Origin of the sequence: Rhodoplanes sp. Z2-YC6860, assembly GCF_001579845.1 — a bacterium.
Lineage (GTDB): Bacteria > Pseudomonadota > Alphaproteobacteria > Rhizobiales > Xanthobacteraceae > Z2-YC6860.
In genome coordinates, this window is sequence record NZ_CP007440.1 from 2395345 (window position 1) to 2408928 (window position 13584).

At 62.2% G+C, this 13584-nt stretch carries 13 protein-coding genes; 6 read left to right on the forward strand and 7 right to left on the reverse strand.

Annotated elements, in window-relative coordinates; genetic code table 11:
* Positions 1-198: 198 nt before the first annotated feature.
* The gene (locus tag RHPLAN_RS11230) at positions 199-1032 is read left to right on the forward strand and encodes a Bug family tripartite tricarboxylate transporter substrate binding protein (RefSeq protein ID WP_237180188.1); all 834 of its coding nucleotides are present in this window, start codon (positions 199-201) and stop codon (positions 1030-1032) included.
* A gap of 151 nt (positions 1033-1183) precedes the next feature.
* Positions 1184-2107 carry an ABC transporter substrate-binding protein gene (locus RHPLAN_RS11235; protein ID WP_068017394.1) on the forward strand — a complete coding sequence of 308 codons (924 nt, stop codon included), beginning with the start codon at positions 1184-1186 and terminating at the stop codon, positions 2105-2107.
* A 51-nt stretch (positions 2108-2158) separates the two neighbouring features.
* On the opposite strand, the gene RHPLAN_RS11240 is transcribed toward RHPLAN_RS11235, so the two are convergent.
* From RHPLAN_RS11240 to RHPLAN_RS11260, 5 genes are all read right to left on the reverse strand, one after another.
* Positions 2159-3061 carry a polysaccharide deacetylase family protein gene (locus RHPLAN_RS11240; protein WP_068017396.1) on the reverse strand — a complete coding sequence of 301 codons (903 nt, stop codon included), beginning with the start codon at positions 3059-3061 and terminating at the stop codon, positions 2159-2161.
* A 150-nt stretch (positions 3062-3211) separates the two neighbouring features.
* On the reverse strand, positions 3212-3997 hold the full coding sequence (locus tag RHPLAN_RS11245; protein ID WP_068017399.1) for an ABC transporter ATP-binding protein: 786 nt from the start codon (positions 3995-3997) through the stop codon (positions 3212-3214).
* Positions 3994-4869 carry an ABC transporter permease gene (locus RHPLAN_RS11250; protein ID WP_068017403.1) on the reverse strand — a complete coding sequence of 292 codons (876 nt, stop codon included), beginning with the start codon at positions 4867-4869 and terminating at the stop codon, positions 3994-3996. Before RHPLAN_RS11250 ends, RHPLAN_RS11245 begins: the two co-directional genes overlap by 4 nt.
* Before the next feature lie 7 nt (positions 4870-4876).
* Positions 4877-5899: an ABC transporter substrate-binding protein gene (locus RHPLAN_RS11255; RefSeq protein ID WP_068017407.1), complete on the reverse strand. Its 1023-nt coding sequence runs from the start codon at positions 5897-5899 to the stop codon at positions 4877-4879.
* A gap of 390 nt (positions 5900-6289) precedes the next feature.
* Positions 6290-7252: a Bug family tripartite tricarboxylate transporter substrate binding protein gene (locus tag RHPLAN_RS11260; protein ID WP_084244703.1), complete on the reverse strand. Its 963-nt coding sequence runs from the start codon at positions 7250-7252 to the stop codon at positions 6290-6292.
* Between the two features lie 120 nt (positions 7253-7372).
* On the opposite strand from RHPLAN_RS11260, the gene RHPLAN_RS11265 reads away from it, so the two are divergent.
* Complete coding sequence (locus tag RHPLAN_RS11265; RefSeq protein WP_068017413.1) at positions 7373-7852, forward strand: MarR family winged helix-turn-helix transcriptional regulator; 480 nt, start codon at positions 7373-7375, stop codon at positions 7850-7852.
* A 30-nt stretch (positions 7853-7882) separates the two neighbouring features.
* Here the strand turns inward: RHPLAN_RS11265 and RHPLAN_RS11270 are convergent, their stop codons facing one another.
* The gene (locus RHPLAN_RS11270) at positions 7883-9127 is read right to left on the reverse strand and encodes an acyl-CoA dehydrogenase family protein (protein ID WP_068017416.1); all 1245 of its coding nucleotides are present in this window, start codon (positions 9125-9127) and stop codon (positions 7883-7885) included.
* 95 nt (positions 9128-9222) lie between these two features.
* Between RHPLAN_RS11270 and RHPLAN_RS11275 the strand changes: the two genes are divergently transcribed.
* From RHPLAN_RS11275 to RHPLAN_RS11285, 3 genes are all read left to right on the forward strand, one after another.
* Positions 9223-9624, forward strand: coding sequence for a VOC family protein (locus RHPLAN_RS11275; protein WP_198164844.1), 402 nt, complete (start codon positions 9223-9225; stop codon positions 9622-9624).
* Between the two features lie 166 nt (positions 9625-9790).
* Positions 9791-10279, forward strand: coding sequence for a (2Fe-2S)-binding protein (locus tag RHPLAN_RS11280; protein ID WP_157100220.1), 489 nt, complete (start codon positions 9791-9793; stop codon positions 10277-10279).
* Positions 10276-12477, forward strand: a complete 2202-nt coding sequence (locus tag RHPLAN_RS11285) for a xanthine dehydrogenase family protein molybdopterin-binding subunit (protein ID WP_068017429.1) — start codon at positions 10276-10278, stop codon at positions 12475-12477. The genes RHPLAN_RS11280 and RHPLAN_RS11285 overlap by 4 nt, the downstream gene beginning before the upstream one ends.
* Positions 12478-12555: 78 nt before the next feature.
* Here the strand turns inward: RHPLAN_RS11285 and RHPLAN_RS11290 are convergent, their stop codons facing one another.
* Positions 12556-13434, reverse strand: coding sequence for a GntR family transcriptional regulator (locus RHPLAN_RS11290; RefSeq protein ID WP_084244707.1), 879 nt, complete (start codon positions 13432-13434; stop codon positions 12556-12558).
* Between the last annotated feature and the right edge of the window lie 150 nt (positions 13435-13584).

A 13584-nucleotide genomic window follows, 5' to 3' on the forward strand; every position in this document is an offset into this window, starting at 1 on the left:
AGCATTACTCGCGCTCGGAGAAAGACTTTGAAGCAAAGCAACACGCAGGCGCCTGTTCGTCGTCGGCTGTTAGCCGCATGGCTTGCCGCCATCGTCGTTTCAGTGCTGTTGGCGCCACGGCCATTGCTCGCGCAGGATTGGCCGAAATCATCCATCAGCTTGATCGTGCCTTATAACGCAGGCGGCAACACCGACACGATGGCGCGCCTTCTGGCCGGAAGCCTGACGCAAAGCCTGGGGCAGACCGTTCTGGTGGAAAACAAGGGCGGTGCGGGCGGCGCGTTGGCCGCGGAATTCGTCGCGAGGGCTCCGAAGGACGGCCACACGTTGTTCTTCGCCACAACGGCTCAGACGTCGGTCACGCCATTCGTCCAGACCGTGCGCTACGATCCGCAGAAAGACTTCGCACCGATCAGCATCTACGGAACCGGTCCTAACATCCTGGCCGTCAGCTCAAAGCTGAAAGTCGCGACTGTTGAGGATTTCATCAAATACGCCAAGGCCAATCCGGGCGCGGTGAAGTACGGCTCGGGCGGCAATGGAACGATAGGTCATCTCGCCGGAGCGCTTTTCGGCAAGCGCGCAGGCATCGAAATCATGCATGTTCCGTACAGAGGCGGCTCGCAGATGATGACCGACCTCATGGCCGGGCATATCGACATGTATTTCGGCAATGCCTCTGAAATTCTGCCGATGGCTTCGAGCGACACGATCAAGATATTGGCGGTGTCCACGGACAAACGCCTTCCGAACCTTCCGGATCTCCCGACCATCGGCGAAACGCTTCCGGGCCTCGTCGTCGAAGCATGGAACGGTTTGCTGGCTCCTGCAGGAGTATCCGCTTCGGTGCAGGGCATTCTCGAGCGCGAAGCGATCAAGGCGGTTCGCGATCCGGCCGTGATCGAGAAATTGCAAAAGCTCGGGATTGTTCCGGGTGGATCGACGGCGGCGGAGTTTGGTGCGGTCCTGCAAAAGGAGAGAGCCGTCTATCGTGACGCTGTCATCGCTGCGGGAATTGCATCCGGCGGATGATCGGGACGCCGAAGATGTCGCGGACCTTGCTCCGCTTCCACTGACACGAGTTCTGCTCGACGGAAATCCGGCTCTGGCTTGCCGGTGCGCATGTAATTTGGTTCAAGAGTTGCGGAGTTCAAAAGCCGCAAGCGGTCGGAAGGGTAAAACGATGTATCGGATGATGGTGGCGGACTTCGATTCTCCATCGTATTTCGTGGCGACCGCTGCGGTGAAACTCGGTTTTTTCAAAGAGCAAGGTTTGGACGTCGAGTTCGTTGCCGAGTATGGCGCCAAGCATGGCCCCGAGCGGCTTCGCGAGGGGTACATCCATTTCTTCGGCGGTCCCGCGTTTGCCGCAACGCGTGCCTTTCCGGCGTGGAAGGGTGTGAAGCTTGTCGCGGCGCTGGCGCAGCATTCCTATTGGTTCATGGGAATCCGCAAGGACATCGACATCCGCCGCGGCGACATCAAGGCGCTCAAAGGTCTGCGGATTTCAACGTCGTTCGCATTTCCATGCACCGCGCTGCGGCACATGTTGACCCAGGCGGGACTGGATTTAAGCCGCGAAGAGGTTCGCATTGTCGAAAGCCTGCCCTCGAAGTCCGAGTCGCACAGTCTCGATGGGGTCAGAGCGCTGCGGGAGAATCTCGCCGACTGCTTCTGGGGCAATGGCATGCGGCTCGCTCTCGCCGAGAAGGCGGGCATCGCCAAATTGCATCTCGATCTGCGCCGCGGCGACGGCCCGCCGGATGCGCGGCATTACAATTTTGCTGCGCTGACGATGACCGACGCTCTGATCGAGAAAGAGCCCGAGGTTGCGGCCGCTGCGGTGCGTGCGATCGTCGCCACGCAAAAAGCGCTCAAGGCCGATCCAAAGCTCGCCAAGAAGGTGGGCGATGAACTGTTCCCCGGCGACGAGGCCGAGATGATCCCGATCCTGGTCGGCCGGGACGCACCGTTTTACGATGCGACGATTACGCCTATCGCAGTCGATGGCTTGAATAAGTTTGCGATGGCCAACGGCCTCTTGGATCGGCCGTTAGCTTATGAGCAAATTGCGGCTCGTCAATTTGAGCACATTTGGAGATCGTGAGGTCCGCGCCGACTGGGTCTTAGGTCGACGCGGCGATCACCTTCTGATGAACTAAGGACGTGCAAGCTTGTCGCTTGGCAGCGAGAAGCAATGCTCCGCGATCGCGTCGGCGCGCGTGAACCAGACCGCGTTCTGGGATTGGGCCACGCAGTGCTTCAGCGCCCGCCGCAACGCCCGAAGACGGAACGGCTGTCCGCAAATGAACGGATGCAGCGCCACCGACATGACCAAGGGCTTCGACGCCGACCGTTCGAGCAACTCGTCGAACTGGTCGACGATCATTTTCTCGAACTCTTCGCCGGTCTGATCGCGAAGCACGTTCGTTCCCATGTCGTTGAGCTCCATGGGATAGGGCACCGACAGAATCGGACCCGACCGTGTTTTCATCCAGATCGGCTGATCGTCGACCGGCCAGCCGAGCGTGTGGGTGTAGCCCGCTTCGACCAGCAGATCCGGCGTGACGCGCGACTCCGCGGCGGCCGGACCCATCCAGCCTGTCGGACGCTTGCCGAAATGCTTGGTGATGAGATCGGTCGACTCGGCGATCATTCTGGCTTCGTCGTGCTCCCACAACGCGTTGCCGAGTTCCGAGTTGGTGCGGCCGTGGGCGCATATCGTGTCGCCGCGCTCCTTGATCCGCTCGATCACCTCCGGAGCGTGCTCGCAGACCAGGCTGTTGAGCAGAACTGTCGTCGGGATTTTCAGTTCGTCGAGCATGTCGAAAACGTGCCAGATGCCGACGCGAAGGCCGTAGTCCCGCCAAGCAAAATTGCGCTGGGTTTGCGCGCCTCCCGAGCCCGTGAACGGGTCGTTGCCGATGCCGGCCATGAACGCGAAATGCTCGACGTTCAGACCGATATAGAACGCAAGCTTCTTGCCGTTCGGCCATTCGTAGACCGGGCGCTTGTTGATCGGCGAAAACGGATAGCGACCGTGCGTCGGCAGCTTCAGCATGGAATGTGCCTCTATCGAGTGTGAGATTTAGCGCTGGGCGAGAGCAGGGAGACCTCGTTGGATTCGACGTCGCGCCGCTTGACGCTGTCCAGGCTCACGACGTTGCGGGCTGCTGCGGGCTTTTCCATGCTCTTCTCCGAATGTCCGTTCTTATGATGCCTTCACGGGCGCTAGGCTCGCTTGCTCCAGAAGCCTCGCGATTTCACGCCTGTGCTCGTTGAATTCCGGTGAGGTCGGATCGCGCGGACGCGGCAGCGGAATGCTGACATCGGCCATGATCTGGCCGGGCCGCGTGGACATGACAAGGACGCGATCGCCCAGCAGGACGGCTTCCTCGACGCTGTGGGTGATGAACATCACGGTCAGCGACATCTCTGCCGATAGCTTGCTGAGTTCGCGCTGCAACGCGAGACGCGTCTGCGCTTCCAGAGCGGCGAACGGCTCGTCCATGAGCAGGATTTTCGGGTCGTTGATGAGGACCCGGGCCAGTGCCGCGCGCTGCCGCATGCCGGCGGAAAGCTCGTGAGGATATCGGTTGGCGGCGCTTTCCAGGCCCACGGTGCGCAAAATGCGATTTACGCTTTCATCGATATCGGACTGGCGGACGCCGCGTTCACGCGGTCCGAATTCGACATTCTTTCGAAGGTCGAGCCATGGGAAGAGAGCAAATTCCTGAAAGACCACGGCGCGATCCGGGCCGGGGCCTTGGATCGGGCGGCCATCGATCATGATCGAGCCGGACGTCTTGGTCTCGAAGCCGGCAAGAATATAAAGCAGTGAGGTTTTGCCGCAGCCGCTCGGACCCACAACGGTGATGAACTCGCCGCGGTGGATCTGCAAGGTGATGTCTTTGCAGGCGACGACCGTCTCGCCGCGACTGATGTCGTGATAGGCCTTGGTGAGCTCATGGCATGCGATGACGGGTGTGCTGCTCATTGGCCGACCAACCCTCTTTGCCAACGAAGCGTCATCCGCGACAGCTTCACGAGCAACCAGTCGGACATCAATCCCAGAACGCCCACGCTGACGATGGCGTCGACGATCAGATCAAGCCGGTTGACCTGATACGCCGACCATAAGGCGTAGCCAAGTCCGCCTTGCACGGCGAGCATTTCCGAGACGATCACCAGAACCCATGAAAGCCCCAGCCCTATTCGCAGTCCGGCAAAAGTGGATGGTAGGGTCGCGGGCAGAACAACCCTTCGCAGCAGCCGGCGTGGCGGCGTGCCCAGCATCAAGGCGGCGCGGGTGAGGGTTCGCGGCGTCTGGCGTGCGCCCGCCGCAACGCTCATTGCGATCGGAAAGAACGCCCCGAATGCGATGAGGAAGACGGCCGCCGACTCGTGAATGCCAAAGAAGAACACCGTGAAGGGCACCCACGCCGTCGTCGGAATGGCGCGAAGGAAATTGATCAATCCATCGAAGAGATCGTTGACGAGCGCATACCACCCGAGCAGCAGTCCAAACGTCACGCCGGTGGCGGATGCAATCGCAAAGCCGGCGGCCACGCGGCGCAGGCTCAGCAGGACATAGAATGTCCATGTCCCTGAATGCCACGCGAGCGGCGTGACCGGTCCGAAAATCCAGATGTACCAACTCTCGACGACGGCGGCCGGCGTCGGGATCGAGCCTGGCGGTGTCCAGCCGAGATCGCCGGCAATCTGCCAGAACAAGACCAGCAGCGCTGGCACGACCAAGCCGAGAGCCCATCGGCCCGGCTTCATTCGCGACAGCAAGTTCAAAGCGAGCGGTGCATCGCGCTTCGCGAAATCGTGACCCGATGCCTGAGCGCGGCCGTTCGTTGTCATTGCAACTTCAACGGCGCACCAGCTTGGCTGCTTCCGGCGGCGGCCCCGTCAGCTCTTCGCGGCTCTTGCCGCTCGCCGCCATCAGCGGGCCGAAGTCGATCAGGGCTTCGACCTTGCCCGAGGTGTCGGACTTCGTGAATCCATATTCGGTGCCGAGCTTGGCCGCTCCGACGATCGCCTTGACGTCGATCTTCTCGCTGAAGATCTGGTTCTTGAGCGACAACGCGGCCACGTCCGCCGACACCGCGGTGAGGCTCGTCACCAGACGGGTAAAGACCGCGGGATCGCGGATTTCGTCCATGCTGGCGAGATAGGCCTTCATCAGATTGGTCGAGAGTGTTTTGTCGGCCAGAAGCTCCGTGGTCGCGAGCAGGCCGGAGTTGGCGCAGCCCAGCGACGATGAGCCAATGTCCAATTTCTCCGGATAGTGGCCGATGCCGGCGACGACGAGCTGGTCGCACTGCGGCGTGAACAAGACGACACCGTCGACGTCGCCGCGACGCAAGGCTTCTTGCGCCGTGGCGCCAACCGATACGTTGGTCACTTTGATTTTGCTCAAGTCCGCACCGCCTTCCTTGGCGGCGATGAAGAACATCACCCGCGCCCAGGTGCCGGGCACGACACCGATGGTCTTGCCTTCGAGATCCGACCACTTGGCCGGATTGACGCCGGTCTTCATGACCAGGTTTTGCCCGCCATACTGGTCCGCAGCGATGTATCGCAGATTGGTGATGCCCTGATCCGCGACGGTCGCCATCGTATCGATGCCGCAGGTGGCGGAGTTGGTCTGGCCTGTTTGTGCCGCGCGCGCCTGTTCGGCATAGGTGAAGAGCACGGCCATCTCGACCTTGAAGCCGAAGCGCTCGGAGATGTTGCTGAGATTCCAGACCGGCGCAGCCGCGTTGCGCGAAGCCGCAATCTTGATGACAGGCATTCCCTGGCTGTGGCCGACGCTCGCCATGGCGGCGCCGCCAACAGCCACGAGGCCGGTCGCCAGGAAGTGACGGCGATGGATCGAACGCAAGCGCATCTCAGGACCTCCGTTGACTGATGTCATTCTGACAGCATCCCGCCAGTATGCAGCGTGACGAAATCTCGCGCTTGCCGATAATTGGCGCAGGAGTTTGCGGCGCTGCATTGCATTGCAGCAGGCTGCCGGCCGCGCATCGCAATCCACCTCATTCGCGGCGTCCAAGCGGGCGCCCGATCGTGCGCATTCTACTTTAGCCGCGGCGAGCTTGCTGGCGACCCCCAAAAATCGCGGCGCTGATCGGCAAATCCGTGTTTGCCCGCTGCATCGGGGCACGGCCATCGATCAATCACAAGAGAGGGACCTCAGCGGCATGACCGAGCAACGCGCTCGCTGACGGCCGCTATGTTTGTCCTGCTGTTTGTGTGGCAGCCACGCCTGCTCTCGGTATCAGCGTGGCTCGATCCCGGCGTTTTTGATCACCTTGCCCCAGCGTTCGATCTCGCCTCTCACCAGCTTGCGCATCTCATCCGGGGTGCTGGATCGCACCGCGGCGCCGAGCGTGCGGAGCTTGGCCGCGACTTCAGGATTGGCAAGCGCCTTGACGGCTTCGTCGTGCAATCGCGCCTGAATGGGCGCAGGCGTGTTCTGGACGGTGACGAGACCGATCCAGGTTTCCACCTCGAAGCCGGGCACGGTCTCGGCCACCGTTGGGATGCCCGGCGTGCCGGGCCAAGGCGACTTGCTGGTCACGCCGATGCCGCGCAGCTTGCCGCCGGTGATCTGCGGCATGCTGACAGTCTGCGTATCGATCAGAACGTCGACGCGGCCGGCCAGCACATCGGTGGTCGGTGCGGTTCCGCCTCGGTACGGCACGTGGGTGAGCTTGATGCCGGCCTGGCTCGCCAGAAGCTCGCCCGTCAGATGCGGCACGCTCCCTACGCCGACAGAGGTGTAGGTGATCTCGCCGGGCTTCTGCTTTGCCGCGGCGATCAGTTCGGCCAGGTTCCTGTAGGGACTGTCTCCAGCCACGGCGAGGACGTAGGGAAAGAACGCGATGGTGGTGAGCATCGCGAAATCGTTGTTCGGATCGTATTTGAGCGTCTTGAACAGGCTCGCCGTCGTGGCGTGTGCGGCGGTCAGCATCAGCATCGTCGTGCCGTCGGGCGCGGCGCGCGTCATGGTCTCGGAGGCCAGCATGCCGCTGGCGCCAGGCTTCGCTTCGACCAGGATCGGCTGACCAAGTCCCTTGCTCATGGCTTCGCCGAGGATCCGGGCCATGGTGTCCGCGTTGCCGCCGGCGCCGAAGCCATGCAGCAGCGTGATCGGACGGTTTGGGTAGTCCTGCGCATGCAGCGGCGACGCCAATGTCACGGCGGCCATGCAGCACATCAGTTTAAGTGCCCACTTCATTTTCTTTTCTTCCTCCCTTTGATCTTTTTTGACGGCAACTCATGCGGCTCGACAAGCCAGCAGCCCCGTGCAACACCTCGCGGGCCTTGATCTGGACCTGTGGGATAACGACGCGCTCCTATGACTTGGCGACACGACAACACCGGCCGTCTGCTGTTCGACTCGACACGGCGTTTCCAGGAGCGCGTGCTGGCTCTGGTCAACGACAAGGGTTATTCCGACATCCGTATCGCCCATCTCGCCGTCACGCGTCACATCGATCTTGCCGGCACCAGGATTGCCGATGTGGCTGCCCGTGCGGGCGTCACCAAGCAATCGATGAGCGAGATGATCGAACAGCTTCGCAAGATGGGTTTTGTGCGGCTGGATGCCGACGCGAGCGACAAGCGGGCGAAAATCGTCACGTTCACCGAGTCCGGGCGGATGCTGCTCGACACCATTCGCAGGGCCGTCGCCAGCACCGAGCGCGAACTGGCATCGCGCATCGGCGCCCGCCACGTTGCGGCTTTGCGAACGGCGCTGGGTGCCTACTGTCGCGTCGCAGACGTGCCGGCTCCCAAGCAAACGGCGAAGCCTCGCGCCCGGTCGCGTCAGTCCTAGTCCCGGTTGATCCACGCGCACCGGCCGACCTTAAGTCGTGAACAGCACGGTGTCGGGCTCGAGCCCCAGCATCACCTGTCCGACACTCTCGAAATGGGCCTGCCGCCCCTGAAGTTGCTGACTTAGGGTGTGAATGTCGCGGAACCGCCGTTCGAACGGGTTCTTTTCGAACACGGCGGTTGATCCGAGCATGTGGTAGACCGTGTCCGCGACGGACATGGCCTGGTGGATCACCCAGGTCGAGCAGAGCCGGATCTCGATCTTCTGCGCGCGGGTCACCTCGGGGTGCTCCGAAACCGCCTGCCAAAGCTCACGCGCAACGCCGTGGAGATAATGGCGCGCGCCGCGCAGCGTGGCCTCCGAACGGCCGATCTGCGCCTGGATCACGTTATTATCGCGCATGGCACGCTTGGAGGCCGTCGGAGTCTTGTCGCTCGCCACCTTGATCGCGTCATCCAGCATCTGTTGCGCGATACCGAGCGCCACCGCGGCAAAGCCGAACGAGTAGAGATTGCTGGTGCTGAATTTGAAGAGAAGCCCGTTCTCCCGCCGGTCGCACTCCTCGTCGCGAGCGAATGATAGGCGATCCGGAACGAACACGTCCTTGACGCCGTAAGTGTCGCTGGCGGTGCCTTTTAGGCCCATCACGTGCCAGACGTCGGTCATCTGCACGTCCTGGCTCGGAAACAGCATCATGCGGAAGACCGGCGCTCCGCTGTCGTTGCGAAGCGGCTTGCCGTCGCGTCCGACCACATAAGCTTGGCCGCCGATCCAACTCGCCTGCCGCCCGCCGCTGGCAAAATTCCAAGTCCCCGTGACGCGATATCCGCCGTCCACGACGCGCGCCTCCGATGGCGCCGGCGGTCCCCACGCCACGATGCCTTCCGGCGGTCCGAACAACTCGAGCGCCGTATCGCGGTCGAGATAGGCGGCCGCCATGGCGCAGGATGCACACTGCGCGACACACCACGCGGTGCTGGCATCAAGCCGGGCGAGCTCCTCGACCAGCGTCGAAAAGGCATCGAGCGAAAGCTCCGCGCCGCCCAGGAAGCGAGGCTGAAGCATCCGGTAGAAGCCGCCGTCGATCAGCGCCTGGACCAGTTGAGGCGGCAGCCGGCGGTTCTGCTCGATATCGTTTCCCGCAACCGACACCGCGGAAGCGATATCCTTGATGCGTGCGAGGTAGTCGCGGAGCGAAGGGGATGACGACATGTCGTTCATGGGCTTGTGCTGCCGATCGGGCAATGAATCCGCGGCGAACTTACCACCGGGCATCTGTCGTGTCATCCCAAATGGTCAGGGTACCTGACTTTATGGTGACACGCGGTCTCCATCGGCTATAATGCTGCAAAAGACGGATGGAGACGGTCATGTCGGCAATCAAGCCTCGCGGTGTGGTGCATTTCGGAATCCCGGTCAGCGACCTCGAAGCCAGCAAGAAATTCTACACCGAGATTCTTGGGCTGACCTTCGTCAGATATTCGCCAGCCTACCAGATCATGTTCCTGATGGCCGGCAAGGATTACGTGCTCCTCTGCAAGACCGATCCGCCGATCAAGCCCAACGTCGAGGGCAAGCGGACGGTGCACCACGCCTTTGCGATCGAAGGCAGCACCTACGAGGACTGCAAGACGTTCCTGCGGGAGAAGGGCGTCGAGATTTTCGACGAGGAGGCACGGTCGACCGGCACGTTCCCCGGCCGGCAGTTCTACATTCGCGATCCCGACACCAACGTCATCGAATTCAGCGAGTGGGCCGGCAAGGACTTCTGACGGCAACACAACTGTATTCGACGTTGGCGCATCATTGGACGGCTGAAAACAGGTTGTTGGGGGGCTTTGAGGCATATTGTCTATTAATTCACCCGTGAGTTAACATGGCGCGAGCTGCCGCGCCGCCCAGAGCGGAACGAACGGCAGCCGTCAGGGAGAAATCGCCATGAAGCTCACCGTGAACGGACAAGACCACCAGGTGGACGCCGACCCCGACACGCCCCTGCTGTATGTCCTTGCCGACGATCTGAAGCTGAAAGGTCCGCGTTTCGGATGCGGGCTGGCGCAGTGCGGTTCCTGCTCGGTCCTGTTCAACGGCCGCGAGATCAGGTCATGCGTGACGCCCATATCCGCGGTGACCGATGGCGTCATCACGACGCTTGAAGGCTTGCCCCGATACTACGCGCAGCAGAAAAGACTCGCGGAAACGCCTGAGCTGCATCCGATCCAGAAGGCGTTCATCGACGAGCAGGCGCCGCACTGCGGGTACTGTTACAACGGCATGGCGATCAAAGCCGCCGAGCTTCTCTCGCAGAATTCATCTCCGTCCGACCACGACATCCGGCAAGCAATGGACGGCCACCTCTGCCGCTGCGGAACCTATCCGCGCATCGTGAAGGCGATCCACCGCGCGGCCGCGGAGGTGGCGAAATGAGCGCACATCATTTCGCGAGTCTCCCGCGCCGCGATCTCCTCAAGGGCGCGCTGGTCATCGGCTTCAGTCTCGCGCTGCCGGCATCTACGAGACGGCTCTCGGCTGCGCCCGTGCTGCACGATCCGAAGCTCGCAAACTCCTGGATCGCAATCGGCAAAGACAATTCGGCGACGGTCTATCTCGGCAAGGTCGAGCTCGGTCAGGGCAACGGCACGAGCATGCTGCAGCTCGTGGCCGAGGAACTGGACATCGACCTCCAGCACGTTTCGGCAGCGCCTGTCGACACCGCGCATTCGATGAACCAGGGCGCAACTGTCTCCAGCTCTTCGATCCAGCAGGCTGGGCCGCAACTGCGGTCGGCGGCGGCAGAGATTCGCGCGGAGATGCTGCGCCGCGCCTCCGAGAAGCTCCGCGTGCCGGCCGACGAGCTCTCCGTCAGCAACGGCGTGATCTCCGGCGGCGGCCGGTCGGTTGCGTATGGCGAGCTGATCGGTCCCGAGGGCGAGCAGATCGCGCTGACCGGGAAGGCTCCGCAAAAGAGTCCGGCGTCATACAAGGTGGTTGGATCGCGCGTGCCGCGCCGCGACCTGCCCGCCAAGGTGAAAGGCACATACGAATACATGCAGCACGCGGCGATGCCGGGGATGCTGCACGGCCGGGTGGTGAGGCCGAAGGGGCAGGGCGGTTACGGGCAGCCGCCGAAAATCCGCTCGGTCGACGAGCAAAGCGTCAAGCATATCGCCGGCGTACAGATCGTGCGTGAACGCGATTTCGTCGGCGTGGTCGCGCCGCGTCAATGGGATGCGGTGCGCGCGGCCGAGCAGCTGAAGGTGGATTGGGAGCTGCCGGCGTCGCTGCCCGGCGATGCCAAACTGCACGACAAGCTTCGCTCGGCGAAGACCGTCGACACCGTGATGCTGAAAGAGGGCGACGTGGAGCAGGGGCGGGGCGAGCACCTCGTCTCCGGCAAGTTCTACGGGCCGTATCAGGCGCACGGTTCCTTCAGCCCGAGCTGCGCGCTGGCCGATGTGAAGACGTCGGGCGTGCTGGTTCAGTGCTCGAGCCAGGATGTGTTCGCGCTCCGCGATCGCGTCGCGCTGGTGGTCGGCGCGCCCAAGGAGGCGGTCCAGGTCCAGTACATCGAAAGCTCGGGATGCTTCGGGCACAACTGCCAGGACGACGTCGCGCTTGCTGCGGTTCTGATGTCGAAGCACGCGGGCAAGCCGGTGCGCGTGCAGTTCATGCGATGGGACGAGCTCGGCTGGGACAACTACGGCCCAGCTCACGTGGGAGAGGGCCGGATCGGAGCCGACAAGGACGGCCGCTTGAGCTCCTACGAGTATCAGGGCTGGCACCACGGCTGGATGATCGAGGAAACGAGCGAGTATCTCGCCACTGGCAAGCCGGTCAACGAACTGGCCAAAGGCCCCGGTTCGCTCTCTGTCAACAAGTTCGACACCGGCGGGATGTACGACATCCCCAACAGGCTTCTGCTCAACCACGCGGTGCCAGGGCTCGACGGCTATCTGAAAGGGGCGAATCTCCGGTCGCCCATGGATCTGTCGTATTCGTTCGCGTCGGAGCAACTGATCGATCGGCTGGCGAAACTCTGCAGGCTCGATCCGGTCGAGTTTCGCCGGCGCAACATCAAGGACGAGCGCTGGCGCGGGGTGTTCGAGGCTGTCGTCCTGGCCGCGAAATGGCAGCCCAGGCGATCGGCCGAGAATGGCGGCGACGCCGTCGTGCGTGGCCGCGGCGTGGGCTTGGGGACGCACCGCGCTGCTTACGCGAGTGCGGTTGCCGATATCGAGGTCAATCGCCGGACCGGCGTCATCGTCGCCAAGCATCTCCATGTGGCATTCGACTGCGGCATCGCCGTCAATCCCGCCATCGTGGAGAGCCAGGTCGTCGGCATGTCGATCCAGGCGACCAGTCGGGTTCTCAAGGAGGCGGTCTCCTTCTCGGAAACCGGCGTCACGAGCCTCGACTGGGAGAGCTATCCGGTGCTTCGCTTTGCCGAGCATCCGGAGGTCACGCCGATCGTCATGAAGCGCAGCGATCCGTCGATCGGGGCGGGCGAAGAGGCCATTCCCGCAGTCGGCGCCGCGATCGCGAATGCTTTCTACGATGCCACGGGTGTGCAGTTGGCCGAATATCCCATGACGCCGAAACGCGTCTTGGCAGCACTCAAGTCATGAACCTCGCGCTCAGCGCGCAGTTGGTTGGCAGAACAGCGCCCGTCTCCAAACTTGTGACGGCGTTCAACCGGAACGCCGTCACAATTCCGCGCTGACGCCGAGGTCGAGAAGGGTCTGCTTTGTCAATGCACGCGCGGCCCCGCGTGCTTCCGATACGTTGCCGGCGCAGATTGCGTCGATCAGCTTGTTGATCAGAAGCCGCCCCTTCCGGCCATGACTTCGGATGAGCGATGCGTTGACGTAGATCAGCGTCTGCAGCATCGTCTTGTTCCAGAGTTCTTTCAGGGTCTCGTTTCCTGCCGTTGAGAGAAGCCAGGCCGACAGCGCGCCATTGAACGAAATGTGGCCGCCGTCCTTTTCGATCTCTTCGAACCCTGTGGTCAGCTCTTTCTTCAAAACACCCGCGCTGGCGCGTGAATCAGCAGAGATGTTGCGCGCTGCAAGATCGGATGCGCACTCCAGCAAGGCCAATCTCACCTGAAACAATTCGACCAGCTGCTTCTCATCGAGCGTTTTGACGCGAATGCCCGCCCAGTGCACACGTTCCGCCAGGCCGTCGGCCACGACAGCCTGCAGCGCCTCGCGGATCGGTCCATTGGAGAATCCGAATTCGCTGCGAAGCTGAATTTCCCGGATCCGTTCGCCTGGGCGGTACACACCCTTCAGAATCCGTTCGCGCAGCAGACCCGACAGCCAGACTGTTCTCGAAAAACGGTCGGCGCCGCTTTGTCGAGGATTCTGCTTTTCCAGATTTTCCGGTGGTGGCTTGGACGCTTTCTGGCTGGTTCGAGCTTCGCTGCTCGCAGTGGAAAGAGTTTTTGCCCTCGGTCGTGCCATATGCTCAATCAGCCAAAGCCGCGGCCGCACATCGGTGACTGCCGACTCGTGTGTGATGTGGATTTGTATACCGTGGCCTTCTCTCCGAGACGAGTGCAGATTTTGGCGCTCGAAAGCCATTCCTGATTTGAACGAATCTCCGGGGCCGCGGTCTCAATCCGAATTGGCTTGCCTTGCTTCGTTCCAGCGTCGCGGCGCTCGCAGCGCGACGATCATGGCGGGATGACAGCGCGTCATCGCGGCTTGTGATGTCGCGCTTCACGCATGCCA